This is a genomic window from Haloarcula halobia, assembly GCF_029338255.1.
Lineage (GTDB): Archaea > Halobacteriota > Halobacteria > Halobacteriales > Haloarculaceae > Haloarcula > Haloarcula halobia.
In genome coordinates this window covers 1328634-1345683 of record NZ_CP119787.1, presented here as the reverse complement: position 1 = coordinate 1345683, position 17050 = coordinate 1328634, and the positions used below count along the sequence as shown (strand labels likewise).

22 protein-coding genes are annotated in these 17050 nt (G+C 69.6%); 13 read left to right on the top strand and 9 right to left on the bottom strand.

Translation table 11 applies throughout. The features are described from left to right. Positions 1–61 precede the first annotated feature (61 nt). Positions 62–577 (bottom strand): PIN domain-containing protein, encoded by a 516-nt coding sequence (locus P1K88_RS07145; protein ID WP_276413734.1) that lies wholly within the window; start codon positions 575–577, stop codon positions 62–64. Further along, the gene (locus P1K88_RS07140) at positions 574–876 is read right to left on the bottom strand and encodes a UPF0175 family protein (RefSeq protein WP_276413732.1); all 303 of its coding nucleotides are present in this window, start codon (positions 874–876) and stop codon (positions 574–576) included. Before P1K88_RS07140 ends, P1K88_RS07145 begins: the two co-directional genes overlap by 4 nt. Positions 877–967: 91 nt before the next feature. Here P1K88_RS07140 and P1K88_RS07135 point away from each other — a divergent pair, with 91 nt between their 5' ends. The 4 genes from P1K88_RS07135 (at position 968) to P1K88_RS07120 (ending at position 4576) form a co-directional block, all read left to right on the top strand. Beyond that, the gene (locus P1K88_RS07135) at positions 968–1804 is read left to right on the top strand and encodes a pantoate kinase (protein WP_276413730.1); all 837 of its coding nucleotides are present in this window, start codon (positions 968–970) and stop codon (positions 1802–1804) included. Positions 1805–1842: 38 nt separating this feature from the next. After that, on the top strand, positions 1843–2592 hold the full coding sequence (locus tag P1K88_RS07130) for a 4-phosphopantoate--beta-alanine ligase (RefSeq protein WP_276413728.1): 750 nt from the start codon (positions 1843–1845) through the stop codon (positions 2590–2592). 430 nt (positions 2593–3022) lie between these two features. After that, the gene (locus tag P1K88_RS07125; RefSeq protein ID WP_276413726.1) at positions 3023–3946 is read left to right on the top strand and encodes a sulfide-dependent adenosine diphosphate thiazole synthase; all 924 of its coding nucleotides are present in this window, start codon (positions 3023–3025) and stop codon (positions 3944–3946) included. Between the two features lie 108 nt (positions 3947–4054). Further along, positions 4055–4576, top strand: coding sequence for an HTH domain-containing protein (locus P1K88_RS07120; RefSeq protein WP_276413724.1), 522 nt, complete (start codon positions 4055–4057; stop codon positions 4574–4576). Positions 4577–4579: 3 nt separating this feature from the next. On the opposite strand, the gene P1K88_RS07115 is transcribed toward P1K88_RS07120, so the two are convergent. The 3 genes from P1K88_RS07115 to dcd are packed head-to-tail and all read right to left on the bottom strand — an operon-like array spanning position 4580 to position 6744. Continuing rightward, positions 4580–5230 carry a class I SAM-dependent methyltransferase gene (locus tag P1K88_RS07115; RefSeq protein ID WP_276413722.1) on the bottom strand — a complete coding sequence of 217 codons (651 nt, stop codon included), beginning with the start codon at positions 5228–5230 and terminating at the stop codon, positions 4580–4582. Then, positions 5227–6123: a thiamine-phosphate synthase family protein gene (locus P1K88_RS07110; protein ID WP_276413720.1), complete on the bottom strand. Its 897-nt coding sequence runs from the start codon at positions 6121–6123 to the stop codon at positions 5227–5229. Before P1K88_RS07110 ends, P1K88_RS07115 begins: the two co-directional genes overlap by 4 nt. Before the next feature lie 33 nt (positions 6124–6156). Beyond that, positions 6157–6744 (bottom strand): dCTP deaminase, encoded by a 588-nt coding sequence (gene dcd / locus P1K88_RS07105; protein WP_276413718.1) that lies wholly within the window; start codon positions 6742–6744, stop codon positions 6157–6159. Between the two features lie 207 nt (positions 6745–6951). Here dcd and P1K88_RS07100 point away from each other — a divergent pair, with 207 nt between their 5' ends. Further along, positions 6952–7701, top strand: coding sequence for a BGTF surface domain-containing protein (locus tag P1K88_RS07100; protein ID WP_276413716.1), 750 nt, complete (start codon positions 6952–6954; stop codon positions 7699–7701). A gap of 17 nt (positions 7702–7718) precedes the next feature. Here the strand turns inward: P1K88_RS07100 and P1K88_RS07095 are convergent, their stop codons facing one another. Next, on the bottom strand, positions 7719–8420 hold the full coding sequence (locus tag P1K88_RS07095) for a YIP1 family protein (RefSeq protein WP_276413714.1): 702 nt from the start codon (positions 8418–8420) through the stop codon (positions 7719–7721). A gap of 107 nt (positions 8421–8527) precedes the next feature. On the opposite strand from P1K88_RS07095, the gene pth2 reads away from it, so the two are divergent. The 4 genes from pth2 to P1K88_RS07075 all read left to right on the top strand — a co-directional run bounded on the left by pth2 (position 8528) and on the right by P1K88_RS07075 (position 10651). Further along, positions 8528–8866 (top strand): peptidyl-tRNA hydrolase Pth2, encoded by a 339-nt coding sequence (gene pth2 / locus P1K88_RS07090; RefSeq protein WP_276413712.1) that lies wholly within the window; start codon positions 8528–8530, stop codon positions 8864–8866. Positions 8867–8939: 73 nt separating this feature from the next. Then, positions 8940–9674 (top strand): archaeal proteasome endopeptidase complex subunit alpha, encoded by a 735-nt coding sequence (gene psmA, locus P1K88_RS07085; protein WP_276413710.1) that lies wholly within the window; start codon positions 8940–8942, stop codon positions 9672–9674. After that, a complete protein-coding gene (psmB, locus tag P1K88_RS07080) occupies positions 9674–10366 on the top strand; it encodes an archaeal proteasome endopeptidase complex subunit beta (RefSeq protein ID WP_276413708.1) in 693 nt (230 codons plus the stop codon). The genes psmA and psmB overlap by 1 nt, the downstream gene beginning before the upstream one ends. A 93-nt stretch (positions 10367–10459) precedes the next feature. After that, the gene (locus P1K88_RS07075) at positions 10460–10651 is read left to right on the top strand and encodes a hypothetical protein (protein WP_276413706.1); all 192 of its coding nucleotides are present in this window, start codon (positions 10460–10462) and stop codon (positions 10649–10651) included. A gap of 102 nt (positions 10652–10753) precedes the next feature. Here the strand turns inward: P1K88_RS07075 and thsA are convergent, their stop codons facing one another. Continuing rightward, positions 10754–12313, bottom strand: a complete 1560-nt coding sequence (gene thsA, locus P1K88_RS07070; RefSeq protein ID WP_276414127.1) for a thermosome subunit alpha — start codon at positions 12311–12313, stop codon at positions 10754–10756. Between the two features lie 196 nt (positions 12314–12509). On the opposite strand from thsA, the gene P1K88_RS07065 reads away from it, so the two are divergent. Further along, positions 12510–13319 (top strand): amidohydrolase family protein, encoded by an 810-nt coding sequence (locus P1K88_RS07065; protein ID WP_276413704.1) that lies wholly within the window; start codon positions 12510–12512, stop codon positions 13317–13319. Here the strand turns inward: P1K88_RS07065 and P1K88_RS07060 are convergent, their stop codons facing one another. Together P1K88_RS07060 and P1K88_RS07055 are read right to left on the bottom strand one after the other, a co-directional pair. Further along, complete coding sequence (locus P1K88_RS07060) at positions 13320–14225, bottom strand: glycosyltransferase family 2 protein (protein WP_276413702.1); 906 nt, start codon at positions 14223–14225, stop codon at positions 13320–13322. It lies immediately after the preceding gene. Positions 14226–14274: 49 nt separating this feature from the next. Further along, the gene (locus tag P1K88_RS07055) at positions 14275–14979 is read right to left on the bottom strand and encodes a class I SAM-dependent methyltransferase (RefSeq protein ID WP_276413700.1); all 705 of its coding nucleotides are present in this window, start codon (positions 14977–14979) and stop codon (positions 14275–14277) included. A gap of 183 nt (positions 14980–15162) precedes the next feature. Here P1K88_RS07055 and P1K88_RS07050 point away from each other — a divergent pair, with 183 nt between their 5' ends. The 3 genes from P1K88_RS07050 to P1K88_RS07040 are packed head-to-tail and all read left to right on the top strand — an operon-like array spanning position 15163 to position 17030. Next, positions 15163–15432, top strand: coding sequence for a MarR family transcriptional regulator (locus P1K88_RS07050; RefSeq protein ID WP_276413698.1), 270 nt, complete (start codon positions 15163–15165; stop codon positions 15430–15432). A 52-nt stretch (positions 15433–15484) separates the two neighbouring features. Continuing rightward, complete coding sequence (locus P1K88_RS07045; RefSeq protein WP_276413696.1) at positions 15485–16261, top strand: MBL fold metallo-hydrolase; 777 nt, start codon at positions 15485–15487, stop codon at positions 16259–16261. A 49-nt stretch (positions 16262–16310) separates the two neighbouring features. Continuing rightward, positions 16311–17030, top strand: a complete 720-nt coding sequence (locus tag P1K88_RS07040) for a YkgJ family cysteine cluster protein (RefSeq protein WP_276413693.1) — start codon at positions 16311–16313, stop codon at positions 17028–17030. Positions 17031–17050 lie beyond the last annotated feature (20 nt).

Sequence of the window (17050 nt, the reverse complement as noted above, 5' to 3'; positions counted from 1 at the left end):
TGCCGCCGTTCCCCTCCGCTCGCGGCCGTGCTACCCAGGCACGTCCGCCGACCGTTGGATCCTACCCGGAGACCTCCCCGACCGCACGCTCGCGCAACTCCCCCGTCAGGTGCATCCCGTGCTGGTCCATCCGCCGGATGATGCGCTTTGCCGCCGACGGGGAGAGTGTGTCGTCCTCGACGGCGGCTCTGACGACGACGCCGAAGCTACTGGTGATCGCCGACCCCAGACCCTGGGCCACGCGACGGACGGTGCGGTCCTCGGAGACGACGGCGACGGCCGACCGATCCGCCGGGTCGCGGTGGGCCAGCACCCCCGCAAGCACGGTGGCGGCCGGGCCGAGCTGTTTCTCGCCCAGCAGGGACCGGGCCTGTTCGAGGTACGCCTCGTCGACGGCCGTCGCGACGGATTCGCTCTCGAGGAACTCCGCGAGGTTCGTCGCCGTCGGTTCGATGGCCACCTCGTCGATGACCGGCGCGGGAACGACGACGTCGCCGTCGAACGCACCCAGCAGCGCCAGCTCGCCGACCTGGCCGAGCTTGTACAGCGAGGTCGGGCCGACGTAGATGCGGGTCACAGCTCCGCCGCCGTGTCGGCGTCCAGCTCGAGGTCCGAGAGCGTCAGCTGCGTGGTGAGGTTGCGCTCGCGGGCCACGTCCAGCCACTCCGCGACCGAGAGGTCAGCGATGTGTGCGGCCTCCGCGGCCGAGACGTCCCCGGACTGGTAGCGCTCGACGGCCACCCGGATGCGCAGCGTCTCGAGCCCCTCCGCCAGCGCCTTCCGGATGGTCGTCGACCGGTCCTCTGCGAGCAGCGCCGCCACGTCGTCGAGTTCCGCCTTCTCCTCGCTGGGGAGTCGAGCACTGATTGTCGGCATGTATGCGTTGTAGTACAATGCAAACTCACTTGAATCTACGGGTCGACCCGACACGCCAACGATTAACCCGGTGGACACACGAGGGCAGACGATGACAACGGCAGCCGAGGCCTTCGTCCCGGGCCACGTGACCGGCTTTTTCACCGTCGACCGGGGGTCGAACCCGACCGAAACGGGGTCGCGCGGTGGGGGACTGGCGCTCTCGGACGGGGTGTACGTGACCGTCAGTCCGGCCGAGGAGACGCAGGTCGAGCTCGATGGCAGGGAGATGGAGATGGGCGCGGTCGAGCGGGTCCTCGCCGCGCTGGACGCCACCGCCCGCGTGACGGGGACCACGCCGCTGCCGCTGGGGGCCGGGTTCGGCGTCTCCGGCGCGATGGCGCTCGGGGCCGCGCTGGCCGGGAACGCGGTCTTCGACCGGCGGCTCTCGTACAACGAGCTGGTGACCATCGCGCACGGTGCCGAGGTGCAGGCCGGGACGGGCCTTGGCGACGTCGTCGCCCAGGCCCGGGGCGGCGTCCCGCTCCGGCTCGAGCCCGGCGCGCCCGCTCACAACTACGTCGACGCGATTCCGGCCCGGACCCGCGTGGAGTACCACACGCTCGGCGAGCTGTCGACGGCCGAGGTGGTCGACGGCGAGACCGACGCGCTGACCGGAGCGGGCGAACGGGCGCTCTCGCAGGTCGTCAAAGAGCCGACGCTCGGGACGTTCATGCGCGCCTCGCGGCAGTTCTCACGGGAGGCCGACCTGCTCACGCCGGCGGTTCGGGACGTCGTCACCGAGGTCAACGAAGCGGGCGGGGACGCCGCGATGGCGATGCTCGGCGAGACCGTCTTCGCGCTCGGGACCGGGCTCACCGACGCCGGCTACGACGCGAACGTCTGTGCGGTCGCCCCGGCGGGCGCCGCCGTCGACCCCGACCGCTGACCGACGGGCTTTCTACCGTCCGCGCGAGAACGGCGCGTATGAGCGACGAGGTCGAGGTCCCCGAGAGCCACCCGCGTTACGAGTCGCTGCTGACACGCCACCGCATCGAGGCCGGCGTCGACCGCGGCATCACCTCCCGTCAGGGGCTCATCGCACAGGGCCGGGGGGAGGCCTACGACTACTTGCTGGGGGAACAGACCCTGGCGAGCGCCGACCGTGCCGAGCGGGCGGCCGCCGCCCACCTCCTGCAGGCCGACCACGCCGTGATCTCGGTCAACGGCAACGCGGCGGCCCTGGTCCCCGGCGAACTGGTCGAACTGGCCGAGGTCACCGGCGCCGACCTGGAGGTGAACCTGTTCAACCGGACCGAAGAGCGCATCGAAGCCATCGCCGAGTACCTGCGGGAACACGGCGCGACCGCAGTGAAGGGGCTGACCGCCGACGGCACTATCCCGGGACTCGACCACGAGCGCGCGAAGGTGGACGCCGACGGCATCGGCGCGGCCGACGTCGTGCTCGTCCCCCTGGAGGACGGCGACCGGGCCGAGGCGCTGGGTGCGATGGGGAAGACCGAGCTCGTCGTCGACCTGAACCCGCTCAGCCGGTCGGCACAGGTCGCGACAGTCCCGATAATCGACAACATCGTCCGGGCGATCCCCGGAATCACCGCCCACGCACGGGACCTGCTCGACGACCCCGAGGCCCAGCAAGCGGCCATCGAGGCGTTCGACGCCGAGGACGCGCTCGCCGACGCCGAGCGAGCGATTCGGACACGCGACGGTGAGTGAGAGGCGGGGGCGGCGGGGCGATGGTCACTCCAGGTCGACGGCTTCGCGGACGCGCTCGACGAGCGGTCCCCCGGCAACGGGCGTCATACCCGGTCGACGTCGCGAAGTACGAGAGGTCGTAGCCCGCCGTCTCCCCGTCGTTGAGCATCGCGGCCGTCGTCAGGACGCCGCCGGCGACGGCGAACTTCGAGACGGGCACGGGTCGACCCCGTGGCGGTCTCCCTCCGCGATGCGCCTGCCAGTCGGTTCTGCGTAGCCTGTGTCCGTGGTCCCGGTCCCGGTAGACGTTGCCACACGCCACTCGGATCGGACCGATGGTCCTGAAACCATCGGGTAGCGTGGCCTTTTTCGTGAAATTTCGCGCTCCCGGCGTATCCAGGATCCTGGCACCAGAACGCCTATGTACTACCCAGCGATACTACTTAGTGGTATGCGTCAGTTCGACAAGTTCAGCGACGTGGACGAAGCAGACGTCACGCGCGCGATCGGCCAGGAGTGGAGCGAGGAATTCCTCGAGTTCTCCGACACCGAAGTCGTCGTCGTCGGCGGGGGACCGTCCGGGTTGATGGCGGCGAAGGAACTCGCCGAGCGCGGCGTCGAGACGATGGTCGTCGAGAAGAACAACTACCTCGGCGGCGGGTTCTGGCTCGGTGGGTTCCTCATGAACAAGGTGACCGTGCGGGACCCGGCCCAGGAGATACTCGCTGACCTCGGGGTCGACTACGACCCGGCCCGCGACACCGAGGGCCTGTACCTCGCGGACGGCCCGCAAGCCTGTTCGGGCCTCATCAAGGCGGCCTGTGACGCGGGGGCGAAGATGCAGAACATGACGGAGTTCACCGACGTGGTCGTCCGCGAGAACCACCGCGTCGGCGGCATCGTGATGAACTGGACGCCGGTCCACGCGCTCCCCCGGGAGATCACCTGCGTCGACCCGATCGCCGTCGAGTCGGACCTGGTCCTCGACGCCACCGGGCACGACGCGATGGCGGTGAAGAAACTCGACGAGCGCGGGGTCCTCGAGGGGATCGACGTCGAGGAGGGCGACGCAGGGATGGACCAGACCGACGCCGACACCTACGGCGCGCCCGGTCACGACTCGCCCGGTCACGACTCGATGTGGGTCGGCGAGAGCGAGGACGCCGTCGTCGAGCAGACCGGCCTCGTCCACGACGGGTTGATAGCGACGGGAATGGCGACGGCGACGACCCACGGCCTCCCGCGGATGGGTCCCACCTTCGGCGCGATGCTCGTCTCGGGCAAGAAGGCCGCAGAGGTCGCCCTCGACGAACTGGGCGTCGACGCCGACCCGATCGAACTCTCACAGACGACGCCGGCCCCTGCCGACGACTAACTGTAGAGGCCAGTTTTTCGCTATATTAGTTCGTGTACCGGTACTAATACCGAGAATACCCAAATGATTAACTACTTGTGCGAGATATACGTGTACGATTGACAATCGATGTCGAACGACGCAACCCGAACTGAGTCCACCGTCGAAGTCGACGGGCGCGCGAGCGGTCTGGAGGTCGCGCTCTGGACGCGCCGGCCGGTGTGTGGCCCCCGGGCGACCGTCATCGACCGCCTGAGTCGCCTCCGGTCGACCGGCGTGCTCGCGGACTTCACCGTGACGACCTGGCCCGAGGAGATCGTCGTCGGTGGGCGGAACCGACAGAGCGAGCTGCTCGAAACCATCGAAACCTTCGAGCGATGGGCCGAGGACCACCAGCTGAGCCTCCGGCCGCCCTTCGAGACGCGCACCGCCTCGCTCCTGGTGGGTGGGAGCGAGACGGTGCTGACGACCCCGATGCTGCTGGCCGCCGCCTACGAGGACGGCGACATCGTCGGCATCTATCCCTGTACCGACGGGTCGCGGACGTGGACGATACCGGACCTGCTGGACGTGCTCGAAGCGCCCGGTGACGGGGCCGAACCGCTGGCGAGGGCGGCCGCCCTCCCGCCCACTGAGTCGGGAACGAACTGAGCCCTACGGGACCCGGCCGGAGACCAGCCCCAGGAACCCCCCGGCGAACGTCTCGTAGCGGCGGGCCACCGTCCGCTCGGTGAGGCGCTCGCGAGCGCGGGCGACGCGCCGCTCGAAGACACTGGCGTGTGACCGCCACGAGAGGCGCGTCCCCGGTGCGGAGAGGCGGACGAACCCCTCGAAGGCGACGTTCAGCGGCGCCGCGAGGGCGCGGTCGCTGCGCTGGAAGTTCAGTAGCGCGACGCGACCACCGGGTCGCACGCAGTCACACCAGGCGTCGACGGCGGCCGCCGGGTCGGCGAAGACGCCCGCGACGAACGTCGCGAGGACGGCGTCGGCGTTCGCGACCGGTGGCCGGGCGCCGTCGGCCTGGACGTAGTCGACGCGACCGTCCACCCGGTCGGGGTGACGCCGCGCGCGCAGGAGCATCTCGCGGGTCAGGTCGAGCCCCACGACGTGGCCCGCCGGACCGACGCGTCCACGGAGGACGGGCACGTTCGCGCCGGTCCCACACCCCATCTCGACGACGGTGTCGCCCGCCTCGGCGTCGAGCGCGTCGGCAGCCCGGTCGCGCCAGTCGCCCACGAGCGGCGCGCTCGCCAGGTGGTCGTAGACGGACGCCCAGCGCCCGTAGAACGCCCGGGCGTCGGTCACAGGAGGTCCCGCGCCCACGCGGCGACGGTCGGGGCGTCCGGACCGAGCAGGTAGACGACGGGTTCGACGCCCATCCCGCCAGTCTGGTAGAGTACGTCCGCGTCCGGGTTCTCCGCGAGTGCCCCCGCGACTGCCGTCTCCAGGTCTGCCTCGGCGTCGAACTCGACGGTCCCGTGGCCCGCCGCCGCCAGCGCCGCGACGATGTCGGGGTCGTACCTGACGTTGAGCGCGGCGCGCGCGCCGCTGTCGGCCGCGCGGGCGGCCAGCACGACCGTCGCGACGTGTTCGCTGACGCCGAACTCGGGGTCGGCGGGAATCGTCGCCCGCCCCTTCACGTCCAGAATCCGGCCCGGAACGGCCGCCACGTCGTCGATGCCGTCCCCGCCGGGCAGCACCTCGACGAGGTTCGACCCCACGGCCGGGATGAGCGAGGCGAACCCGCTCGTGTTCTCGAGGATGGAGAGCCCCCGCCGGACCGACGACAGCGTCCGCTCGGCGGCGCGCAGTTCCGAGTCCGGGTCGTGGACCGAGAACTCGGTGTCGTAGTCGGCCAGTTCCGGTACGGCGTCCTCGTGGAGCGTCGCGAGCAGGCCGCCCTGTTCGAGTTCGCGGACGAACACCTCCGTCTCGACGAGCGCCTGGACGGGCGTCATCTCGCCGCTCGCGAGGCCGTCGGCGAGGCGCTCGACCAGGTCGGCCAGGCCGCGGTGGTCAAGCAGCGCCGGGTTCCGCTCGACCTCGCCGTGGACGTACTTCGAGACGGCGCTCTGACTGATGCCCAGCAGGTCCGCCACCTCGGACTGTGTCAACCCGCGCTCCCGGAGCGCGTCGGCCAGCAGCGAGCGGAACGTCGGAAGGAAGTCGTCGACGACGATCTCCTCGATGAAGCGCATGTCAGTGGTCCCCACCGGTCTGGCGCTCGTCGGTCATTGGTCGCCACCGAATTCCCGGTCTCCCTGTATCTTGCTCGCCTGTGGCCCCCGCTGGCCCTGGTACTTCGAGCCCCGTTCCTCCCCGTAGGGGCGGTCGGCGGGGGTCTTCAGTTCCGTGAAGGTAAGCTGGGAGATGCGCATCCCCGGCGTGAGCGCGACGGGCGCCGTGCCGAGGTTGGACAGCTCGAGCGTTATTTGGCCCTCGTAGCCGGGATCACAGAGGCCGGCAGTCGCGTGGACGACGATCGCCAGGCGGCCAAGCGACGACCGCCCCTCGACGTGGGCGATGAGGTCGTCGGGGATCTCGACGCGCTCGTAGGTCGTCCCCAGCACGAAGTCGCCGGGGTGGAGGATGTACTCCCCGCCCTCGTCGATCTCTGTCTCCTCGACGTACTCGCCGACCTCCGACTCGGAGTTGGGGTGGATACACGGGATGTTCGCGTGCTGGAACTCGAGGAACTGGCTGCCGAGCCGGAGGTCGATGCTCGCGGGCTGGATCTGGATGTCCGGGTCGTCGAGCGGTTCGACGACCAGGTCGCCCGCCTCCAGGCGGCGGAGGATGTCGGCGTCCGAGAGTATCATTACCCGAGGTAGCGCCACGCGGTACCTAAACCTCCCGCCTCGGCGTGGCATCACCGGTTGCTTCAACTCGGCTTTGAGCCACGAGGAGGGTTATGTCCGACACGCGTCAAGTCTACCGTGTATGCGGCCCAGCCGCCCATCCCCTCCAGCGGACGACCAGTCGTACCGGACAGCGGACCACGGACAGCGACAACGGGGGGTGCGTCGATGAACAGCCACCGGGTCGCCCTCGTCGCGGGCCTGGGGCTCGTGGCGCTGGTCCTCGCCGGCGCCGCCGTCGGCGTCCCGCTCGTCACGAACGACGGGGTCGACGGCGGCCAGTCAGCGCCGGCCGAGACGCCGCGCGGGACGGCAATCCAGCCGGGCACCGAGTCGCTGGTCCTCCAGGCAACCGCGAACGAGACCGTCCGTGGCACGACCGGCGTCGCGGCGGGGACCGACCTGACGGTCCGTATCGAGAGCACCGACAGCGCGTCGCCGTTCCTCTACACGGAGTTGGCGACGGTCCGCGAGAACGGGACGTTCGCGGCGAGCTTCGACCTCCGGGGCGTCGAGGAGAACGCCACCGCCACCGTCGTCGTCCGGAACGACACCGGCGTCGTGGCGACCCGCACCGCCCACATCGACGCCTCGGTCAGCGCGGAACCGACCCCCGAGCCCACGCCGGCACCGGGGACGCACATCGTTCACGAGGGCGACCGGCTCACCGTCGGCGCGGCCCCCGACCAGACGATTCGGGGGACGACCGACGTCGGGGCCGGCAGCGAACTGACGGTACGGGTGCGCAGCACCGATTCGGCCAGCCCCTTCCTGCGACAGAAGCCCGCCGTCGTCCGGGACGACGGGACCTTCGCCGTGACGATGGACTTCACCGCCGTCGAGGACAACACCACCTTCGAGGTCGCTGTCCGTCACGACGGGACGACGCTCACCGAGGTGCCGGGCGAGGTCGACTGAGCGTCGCCCTGCCGGGGTTAGAGCAACACCACCGGGAGCGTCGCGACGATGACGGCCAGCGCGATGGCCCCGATGCGGTGGAGCCGATGGGCCACCCGGAGTCCGGCCGCCCAGACGAACGCCTGCCAGGCCGCGCCCGCGACCTGCACGAGCAGCAGTGTCAGTCCCTGCACGCCGGTCTGTATCGGCCGGAACGCGGCGGCCACCCGGTCCGGGTCGGCGACGGAGAGGTCGGTCCGGACGGCGAAGCCGACGAGCAGAGCACCGCCCACGACGACGGCGACGAGCGTCGGAAGCAGTCCCCAGGCGGTAATCTCCACCGTCGCCCCGAACCCACCGCTCCCCCGGGCCAGTTTCGCGCCGAAGTGGAGGGCGACCGCCAGGAGGAGCGCGCCGGCCAGGAGGCCGAAAAACAGCAGCGGCAGCGCGTCGACGGCGTTCCCCCAGACGAGCGCACCGACGTCGACGGTGACCGCGGCGGGTTCGCTACAGGCCGCCGGCGGGGACTCGCCCGAGCAGACCGACTCGGCGGGTCGGTCGGGGTTCGGAATCGTCGTGGTCCCTTCGACAGCTCGCGTCAGCGCAAAGAGGACGACGGCGGCCACGGCGGTGGTGGCCACGGCGAACCCCAGCATCACGAGGCCGCCGGTCACGCCGTTGAGGTCGTCGCGTCGCCCCTCGAAGAACTCGGCGGGGCGAACCAGCAGTGTACGGAGCATCGGGTCTGTTCTCGGTGGGTCCACACCGACACCGTATGTACCCTGTGGTACGTGCAACTGGGTCGGTGCTCCGACGGGGGCTTAAGGGCGGCAGTCTAGGGGCGGGTATGAAGCAGGCCATCGTCGCACGGGCCGACATCGGCATGGGCGAGGGGAAACTCGCCGCCCAGGTCGCACACGCGTCCCTGTCGGCCTACGAGGACACCGGACGGCAGGCCCGCAACGCCTGGAAGGGCGAGGGTCAGAAGAAGGTCGTCCTCAAGGCGACGGGCGAGTCCGAGCTGTTCGAACTCGCCGACCGCGCGGAGCGCGAGGGTCTGCCCCATGCGATAGTCAGGGACGCGGGCCACACCCAGCTGGAACCCGGCACCGTGACGGCGCTCGCCGTCGGCCCGGCCGAGGACGACCTCGTCGACCGGGTCACCGGCGATCTCTCGCTGTACTGACGGCGAGAATTGCCAGCGTAAGGTGGCTTATATAACTGAAGCCCTAACCTCGGGTGAACACTGAGTACACACAATGCAAGGAAACGAACAACAGGCCTACGACCGCGGGATAACCATCTTCTCCCCGGACGGCCGCCTCTACCAGGTCGAGTACGCCCGTGAAGCGGTCAAGCGCGGCACACCCAGCGTCGGCATCCGAACGGCGGACGGCGTGGTGCTGGCCGCCGACCGACACGCCCGGTCGCCGCTCATCGAACGCGACAGCATCGAGAAGATACACGAGATAGACGACCACGTCGGCGTCGCCAGCGCCGGTCACGTCGCCGACGCCAGACAGCTCATCGACGTGGCCCGACGCCAGGCCCAGGTCAACCGCCTGCGCTACGACGAACCGGCCTCCGTCGAGGCGCTCACGAAGGAGGTCACCGACTACATCCAGCAGTACACCCAGACCGGCGGCGCACGCCCGTTCGGGGTCGCCCTGCTGGTCGGCGGCATCGAGGACGGCGAACCCCGCCTCTTCGAGACGGATCCCTCGGGGACGCCCTACGAGTGGCAGGCCGTCGCCATCGGCGGGTCGCGCGAGGACATCCAGCGATTCCTCGAGGACGAGTACGCGGAGGGCCTGGACCTCGAGGGCGGCATCGAACTCGCGCTCCGGGCGCTCGCCTCCATCAACGACGACGGCCTCGACCCGACGGGCGTCGACATCGCGACCATCGACGTCGAGAGCGAGCAGTTCAGCACGCTCCCCGAAAACGACGTCTCGGACCGGCTGGCCGAGTTCGAACTCGGAGGTGAGGAGTGATGTACGACCCCGACGACCGACTGACCGACGCCTACGATCCCGAGGTCGGGTCCATCCCGGCCGACGAAGGGACCGAGGACGACGAGGCCGTCGTCAAGACGGGGACGACCACCGTCGGCATCAGCACCGAGGAGGGCGTCGTCGTCGCGACGGACCGGCGCGCCTCGCTGGGCGGCCGTTTCGTCTCGAACAAGCAGGTCACCAAGGTCGAGCAGATCCACCCGACGGCGGCGATGACCCTCGTCGGGAGCGTCGGCGGCGCACAGTCGTTCATCCGCTCGATTCGCGCCGAGGCGAACCTCTACGAGGTCCGCCGGGACGAGACGATGTCGATCCACGGCCTGGCGACCCTGGCCGGGAACTTCGCCCGTGGCGGCCCGTACTTCGCCATCAACCCCATCATCGGCGGCGTCGACGAGGAGGGCAGCCACGTCTACAGCATCGACCCCGCCGGCGGCGTCCTGCAGGACGACTACACCGTCACCGGCTCCGGGACGATGGTGGCCACGGGGACCATCGAGGGCGAGTACGACCCCGAGATGAGCATCGAGGACGCCCGCGCGCTCGCCATCCGTGCGGTCACCGCGGCCGCCGAGCGCGACACCGGGTCGGGCAACGGCGTCGTCGTCGCCGAGATCACCGCCGACGGCGTCGATATCGACGCCTTCGACGACTACGCGTCGGCCGCCTGACCCGCCCGGCGCGACCTTGCCGGTTCACGGCCGCGTACGTCCGATATTTGTACCAGTCGATATCTTGATGCTCCTGTCGGTCGTACCTGAGTCATGCTCAGCCTGAAGAGTTACATCGGTGGGGCCTTCGGACGACGCGAGGACGTGCCGGAGGCCGTGGAGACGACGCTGTCGGCGCCGGAAGCGCGCCTGTACGAATGTTCTGACTGCGAGACCGTCTTCATCGAGTCGAGGCGCGTGCACTGTTCGAAGTGCCGAACCGGGACGCTATCGGTCCTCGAGTAGGCGGACGGAAACCGGGTCGGTCGCCGACGCGTGAGTGACTACCCGAAGCGTGTTTTCGCGGCGAAAGAAAGGGGAGTGCGACGATCCGGTGCGATGAGCGGCTTACGACGACGAGATGACGTCGTCGATGCGGACGATCATCGTCGCCGCCTCGGTGGCGGAGTCGATGGCCTCGTGCTTGACGGCGGCGGGGTCGAGGATGCCGTGCTCGACGGGGTCACCGATGATGCCGGTCTGGCCCTCGCTGATGATGCCGGCGATGCCCTCGTTCTCGTGGCGGGCGCGCAGGTCGACGAGCGCGTCGATGGCGTCGAGGCCGGTGTTCTCGGCGAGCGTGCGGGGCAGCACGTCGATGGCGTCGGCGAACGCGTCGACGGCGAGCTGTTTGCGGCCCTCGATGGACGCCGCCTCGGAGCGGATGTGGTCCGCGATGGCAATCTCGGTCGCGCCAGCACCGGGGACGACGCCACCGGCGTCCAGCGCGGCGACGGTGACCCCCAGGGCGTCCTCGAGCGCGCGCTCGATCTCGTCGACGACGTGGTCGGTCGACCCGCGGGCGAAGATGGTGACGGCCTCGGCGGTCGCTCCCCCGGTGATGACCGTCGACTCCTCGTCGCCGTGCTTCTGGACGGTGACGCTGTCGGCGTGGCCAAGCACCTCCTCGGAGAGGTCGTCGATGGAGCCGATGCGCTTGGCGCCGGTCGCGTTGACGACCTTCTTGGTCTGTTTCATCGGGAGGCCCTCCTCGACGAGGACGCCCGCCTTCGCGAGGCTGGATGCGACGCGGTCGGCGACGTCCTCGGTCGTGAAGACGACGTCGACGCCGGCGTCGACGATGGCCTGCGCGTAGCCCTGGAGTTCCTGCTCTTCGGCGTCCAGTGCGGCGGTGAGATCGTCGACGCTGGAGACGTTGTACTCGGCGTCGATGTTGCTCTCGCGGACGTCGAGCTCGAAGTCGAGGACGGCGATGGAGGCGTCCTCGACGGACTGTGGCATGTTGTCGTGGACGGGCGTCTCGTCGAGGATGACGCCCTCGACGAGCTCCGTGGCCGAGGAGGCCGCGCCCGTCTGGGTGTGGATCTCGATGTTGTCGCGGTTGACGCCGGCATCGGATTTCGCGTGGCTGACGGCCTCGACGACGACTTCGGCGAGGCGGTGGGCCTTGACGTCGCCAGTACCCTTGCCGGTCATGGCGGACTCGGCGACCTCGACGAGCGTGTCGTCGTCCAGGTCGGCGTCGAGGACGACCTCCTCGATGGCATCGTTTGCCAGCTGGGCCGCCGCGTGGTACCCCTCGACGATGGTCGTCGGGTGGACGTCGTCGTCCAGCAGGTCCTCGGCCTTCGCGAGCAGCTGGCCCGCGAGCACGGACGCCGTCGTCGTGCCGTCGCCGACCTCGTCCTCCTGGGTCTCGGCGACCTCGACGATCATCTGCGCGGCGGGGTGCTCGATGTCCATCTCTCCGAGAATCGTCGCGCCGTCGTTCGTGATGACGACGTCGCCGCTGTCGGAGACGAGCATCTTGTCCATGCCGCGGGGACCGAGCGTGGTCCGTACCGACTCGCTGACGGCCTTGCCGGCCGAGATGTTCGACGACTGTGCGTCCTTCCCGTGTGTACGCTGGGCGTCCTCACTGAGGATGAAAAGAGGCTGGCCGCCCATGCGTCGCTGGCCAGATGACATGTGTGTGTAACCTCACCTAAACCATCGTAAGCGGTTCTATATAAACCTTTCCGAACGGCCGAGCCCTGAACCCCCCGCCGTCTGTCAGATGAGTGTGGGAACGGCCGCCGTGCAGTGCCAGCGACGGTCGGGCGTCCGATGAATTAATACAGCGAAGGGTCCACAGTCGGGTAGAATGCTGGAGCTGGAGCACGAGTTCCGGGTGGTCGACGTCCACGCCCGTCTCGAACCCGACGAGGAACGGCGGCCTCGCGACGGGGTGGGCAACCCCGAGCAACTCGAGCGCGAGATGCACCAGGCTGGGGTCGTCAGGGCCGTCGTCTACCCGGGGCCACGCGACGATTCGTACCTGAAGGCGAACAACGGCGTCGCCAGGATGACCGTCGGCCGGCCGATGGTCGCGTTCGCGCGCATCAACGGGATTCGCGGTCTCGACACCGGCCCGGGGACGACGCTGCGGAACCTCACGAGCCGTCGCGGCGAGTCACACACCTCGCCGGCCGACGTCGAGCAGTACGCCTACGACGACCGCTTTTTCGGGTTCAAGCTCGACCCGGCGACCGACGGCCTCCCGGACGAGGAGGTGCTGGCGGAACTCGCGTCGGTGTCGCTCCCCGTCCTCGTCCACGGCGGCGAGTCGTTCCCCCCATCCCGGGTCGCCGAGGCGCTGCTCGGCTACGACTTCCCCGTGATCCTCGCGCACTTCGGCGGCCACCCGCTCCGGCGCGATCTGATGGACGACGCCATCGACCTGCTCGACAGCCACGACCAGTTGTACCTCGACACGAGCGCCGTCCGCTACAGGGGACAGCTCGAGCGAGCGGTGCTCGAACACCCCGACCGCGTCCTCTTCGGGAGCGGCGCCCCGGCGGTCCACCCGAACGTGGCAGTGATGGAGATTCTCACCCTGGACGTGCCAGAAGACGCGATGAAGAAGGTGTTCTCGAACAATCCCGGGCGCGTCGTCGACGAGCTCGCGCCCTGACTACCGCCAGTCGTAGACCGCGACGGCCCGGTCGGCCCGCTTCGACCGCCCGTTGGGGTTGCGGCGAGTAGACCGGTCCCGGACCCGGGCGGTGACTCCGTCCCGCCCGCCGGTCGTGATGCCGTCGACCACGTCCCGGCCGTTCGCGAACCACTCCGAGGGGACCGTGTCGCCGCGAGCGACGTCTTTCAGCGCCTCGACGCCGTCGCGGACCGCGTGACTCGTGATCCGGCGAGCGACGGTCGGCCGGACGCCGTAGTTTTTCAACAGCCGGTACGACAGCGAGCGGTACTTCCACCGCCAGTCCGTCTCCGTGATGCCCCCGTCGGCCTCGAACTCGCGGCTGACGCTCATGTCGGTGTCCCACGTGACGTCGTACCCGGCGCCGGCCAGACGGTGGGCGAAGTCCCGTGCGCCGCCGACGTCCAGGTACTCGTCGAACCCGTCGAGCGCCGCGAGGACGTCGGCCTCGATGGCGACGTTGCCGGGGTTGAAGTACGTCACCTCGCGACCCGCGATGGTCCGTGACTCCTTTGTCTCGGTGGTCATCCCGGCGCGCAACTGGTGGTGGGTCGGCCCGGTCAGGACGTTACAGCCGTCGACGAAGGCGTCGCGAATCGCACCGACCCAGCCGTCCTCGACGGAGAGGCCCTGGTTGACCATCGCGACGACGTCGCCCGTCGCCCGGTCGATCCCTGCGTTGCGGGCGACGTTGACCGACCGGTCCGCGATCTCGACCAGGACGGAGACGTCGTCCCGGTCCCTGACCATCCCGGTCGTGCCGTCGGCGGAGGGGCCGTTGACGACGACGATCTCCGCTGTGGGCACCTGCTCGGCGAGTGTGTCCAGACACCCGGCCAGCTCCTCGCGGCCGTTGAGCGTCGGGACCACTACCGAGAGTTCCATACCTCCGGCTACGTTTCCGGAAGCGCATAAAACTCGCGGGCCGGCACGACTACACGTGGGTGTTCCAGTAGGAGACGGACGCGAGCGCCTCGCCGACCGGCGTCTCGCCGATGGCGGTGTCGAGCGAGCGCAGCGAGGCGGCCAGTTCGTTCGGGATCTTCCGGTAGAATCCGTAAGGGAGGATCCAGTCGTGGTCCTCGCCGACCAGTTCCAGACCCGCACCGTCGAGCAGGCGGTCGACCTCCCACCGCGAGTAGAGCCGCGACCCCATCGGGAGCGCCCAGTTGTAGATAGAGCGCGTCGAGAACCGGTTGAACGTGTCGAAGACGACCTGCTCTTTGGCCACCCGGCGCATCTCTGCGAGGAACGCCGCGGGGGTGTCCGCGAGGTGGAAAAAACGCATCGCGATGACGGTGTCGAAGTGGTCGTCGGGGAACGGGAGGCGGGCGGCGTCGCCGCGCATGAACTCGACGTGGTCGTCGACGTCGGCGGCCCGTGCCTTCTCGCGGCCCTGCTGGAGCATCGGTCCGGAGATGTCCAGCCCGGTGATGTCGGCGCCGCGTTCGGCGAGCATGACGGTGAACCGCCCGGTCCCACAGGCGACCTCGAGGACGCTCTTGTCCTCGACGGGACTGATGGCCTCCAGCACGGCCGCTTTCTCCCGGCGGTCGATGAGCCGTCCGCCGCGGGAGAACCGCTTGGCCTCGTACTCTTCGGCCACGGTGTCGGCCTGGTACCACTCCTGCCCTTTCACGCTACGATTGTGGCTTCCCGGGGGATAAAACGATACTGGAATCCACGTTCCCCACTCCCCCACCGCCCTCGAACGACCGGACCGTCACGGAATATAAGGAGACATTATACACATCAAGGTATTCGTATTGTTTGGTCATACATATAGCCAACTTTTACCAGTACCGTTGGAGTATCACCGGATATGAGCACTACCGTCGAAGATGCGCCGACCACGCCGTTCGCCGAAGCGGACTTCCGGGACCGCCTGCGCGAGCTCCCGCCGAGCGCGAAGCTCGTCGCGAAAGTACTGGATGACGAGGCCCCGCTGTCACAGGGGCAGCTGGCCGAGGCCTCGCTGCTCCCGGACCGGACGGTCCGCTACGCGCTGAACCGCCTGCAGGACACGGGCCTGGTCGACTCGCGGTACAGTTTCACGGACGCGCGCAAGCAGGTGTACTACCTGTCGGCCTGAGCGCGTCCACAGACCGCCTCGTTCTTCATCCTCGACGCCCTGCGTCTATCCGATGGACGTGACGAGAGTCGACCTGCCGGTGTCTACGCGGGCACCGACCGGCCAGACCGCCGCGTACGTGCTCGGGGGCAGCGACGCGGTGCTCGTCGACCCGGCGGCACGCACCGACGCCCTCGACGCGGCGCTCGCCGACCGGTCTGTCGCCCACGTCGCCGTCACCCACCACCACCCGGACCACGTCGACGCCGTCGCCCACTACGCCGACGCCCACGACGCCACCGTCTGGGCCAGGCGGGGACGAGCCGACGCCTTCGAGCGAGCGACCGGCGTGACGCCCGACCGGACGTTCACCGTCGCCACCGCGATGCCGACCGGCGACGGTCCCGTACGGGCCCTCGAGACACCCGGGCACGCACCCGAACACGTCGCCTTCGTGGCCGGCGACACCGTCGTGAGCGGCGACCTGGCCGTCGCCGAGGGGAGCGTCGCCGTGGGCGCGCCCGAGGGCGACCTGCGGGCGTACCTGACCTCGTTGCGCCGCCTGCACGCGCTCGCTCCGGCCCGACTGGCACCCAGTCACGGCCCGCCGATCGACTCGCCGCGGGTGACCTGCCGTCGCCTCGTCGCCCACCGACTCGACCGGGAACGACGCGTCCGGGCGGCCGTCGAGGCGGGGGCCGCCACGCCCGACGAGATACTCGCGGCGGCCTACGACAAGGACCTGCGCGGCGTCCGTGCCCTCGCCCGCGCGACGGTGGTCGCCCACCTCGAGAAACTCGCCGTCGAGGGCGACCTGGCGTGGGACGGCGAGCGAGCGACGCCCGCCTGAGCGCCGCCGAGGTCGGGCCCCTTTTGTCCGTCCCGACGGTAGAGAGCGTGTGGAATCGCTCGAAGCGGAGCTCGAACGCGCACGGGACCTGGAGGTGGCGGCGCTGGCCGACGCCATCGAGACCATCGGGTTCGAGTGTACGCGCTGTGGGGCCTGCTGTAGGGCCGGCGAGACGGCCTGTGGCGGGGACAGCGACGACCCGGAGCCACACACCGCTACGGTGTTCCCCGACGAGATTCGCGACCTGCAGGCCGCCGGCGACTACGACTTCCGGGACGTCGCACGACCGATGCCCTACGGCCTGCAGGACGGGCCGGACGGTCCCGAGGGCGAGACGTTCGAGTGGGCCCTCCAGACCGACGACTGCGGGGACTGTACCTTCTACACCGAAGACGAGGGTGGCGTGGGAGCGTGTACGGTCCACGAGGACCGCCCGCTCATCTGCCAGACGTATCCGTTCAGCGTGGCGCTCGGGGGCACCAGTCAGCCCATGGGTGAGGCCGTCGACAGTGTCTCGCTGGACCCACGAGACGCGGGCGACGACGACGAGGTGACGCTCAACGCCCACGAGTGTGAGGGGCTGGGCCGCGACATCGACAGGGACCACGCCGAAGAACTGGCGACTGCGCTCAAGGAGCGCGCCGTGCGGGAACTCGAGGAGGCCATCGGGGTCCGCGACAACTACGCCCCGGCGAACCCGGAGAGCGAGGTCGTCGTCCACGACTCGGAGGGCGCGAAACGACCCGACGGGACCGCCTACGAGGAGTGACCGCGAGACGGGGAGTGGCG

Coding starts and splice junctions, on each gene's coding strand:
- P1K88_RS07140 (WP_276413732.1), bottom strand. CDS start 876: ATGCCGACAATCAGTGCTCGACTCCCCAGCGAGGAGAAGGCGGAACTC.
- P1K88_RS07135 (WP_276413730.1), top strand. CDS start 968: ATGACAACGGCAGCCGAGGCCTTCGTCCCGGGCCACGTGACCGGCTTT.
- P1K88_RS07130 (WP_276413728.1), top strand. CDS start 1,843: ATGAGCGACGAGGTCGAGGTCCCCGAGAGCCACCCGCGTTACGAGTCG.
- P1K88_RS07125 (WP_276413726.1), top strand. CDS start 3,023: ATGCGTCAGTTCGACAAGTTCAGCGACGTGGACGAAGCAGACGTCACG.
- P1K88_RS07120 (WP_276413724.1), top strand. CDS start 4,055: ATGTCGAACGACGCAACCCGAACTGAGTCCACCGTCGAAGTCGACGGG.
- P1K88_RS07110 (WP_276413720.1), bottom strand. CDS start 6,123: ATGCGCTTCATCGAGGAGATCGTCGTCGACGACTTCCTTCCGACGTTC.
- dcd (WP_276413718.1), bottom strand. CDS start 6,744: ATGATACTCTCGGACGCCGACATCCTCCGCCGCCTGGAGGCGGGCGAC.
- P1K88_RS07100 (WP_276413716.1), top strand. CDS start 6,952: ATGAACAGCCACCGGGTCGCCCTCGTCGCGGGCCTGGGGCTCGTGGCG.
- P1K88_RS07095 (WP_276413714.1), bottom strand. CDS start 8,420: ATGCTCCGTACACTGCTGGTTCGCCCCGCCGAGTTCTTCGAGGGGCGA.
- pth2 (WP_276413712.1), top strand. CDS start 8,528: ATGAAGCAGGCCATCGTCGCACGGGCCGACATCGGCATGGGCGAGGGG.
- psmA (WP_276413710.1), top strand. CDS start 8,940: ATGCAAGGAAACGAACAACAGGCCTACGACCGCGGGATAACCATCTTC.
- psmB (WP_276413708.1), top strand. CDS start 9,674: ATGTACGACCCCGACGACCGACTGACCGACGCCTACGATCCCGAGGTC.
- P1K88_RS07075 (WP_276413706.1), top strand. CDS start 10,460: ATGCTCAGCCTGAAGAGTTACATCGGTGGGGCCTTCGGACGACGCGAG.
- thsA (WP_276414127.1), bottom strand. CDS start 12,313: ATGGGCGGCCAGCCTCTTTTCATCCTCAGTGAGGACGCCCAGCGTACA.
- P1K88_RS07065 (WP_276413704.1), top strand. CDS start 12,510: ATGCTGGAGCTGGAGCACGAGTTCCGGGTGGTCGACGTCCACGCCCGT.
- P1K88_RS07060 (WP_276413702.1), bottom strand. CDS start 14,225: ATGGAACTCTCGGTAGTGGTCCCGACGCTCAACGGCCGCGAGGAGCTG.
- P1K88_RS07050 (WP_276413698.1), top strand. CDS start 15,163: ATGAGCACTACCGTCGAAGATGCGCCGACCACGCCGTTCGCCGAAGCG.
- P1K88_RS07045 (WP_276413696.1), top strand. CDS start 15,485: ATGGACGTGACGAGAGTCGACCTGCCGGTGTCTACGCGGGCACCGACC.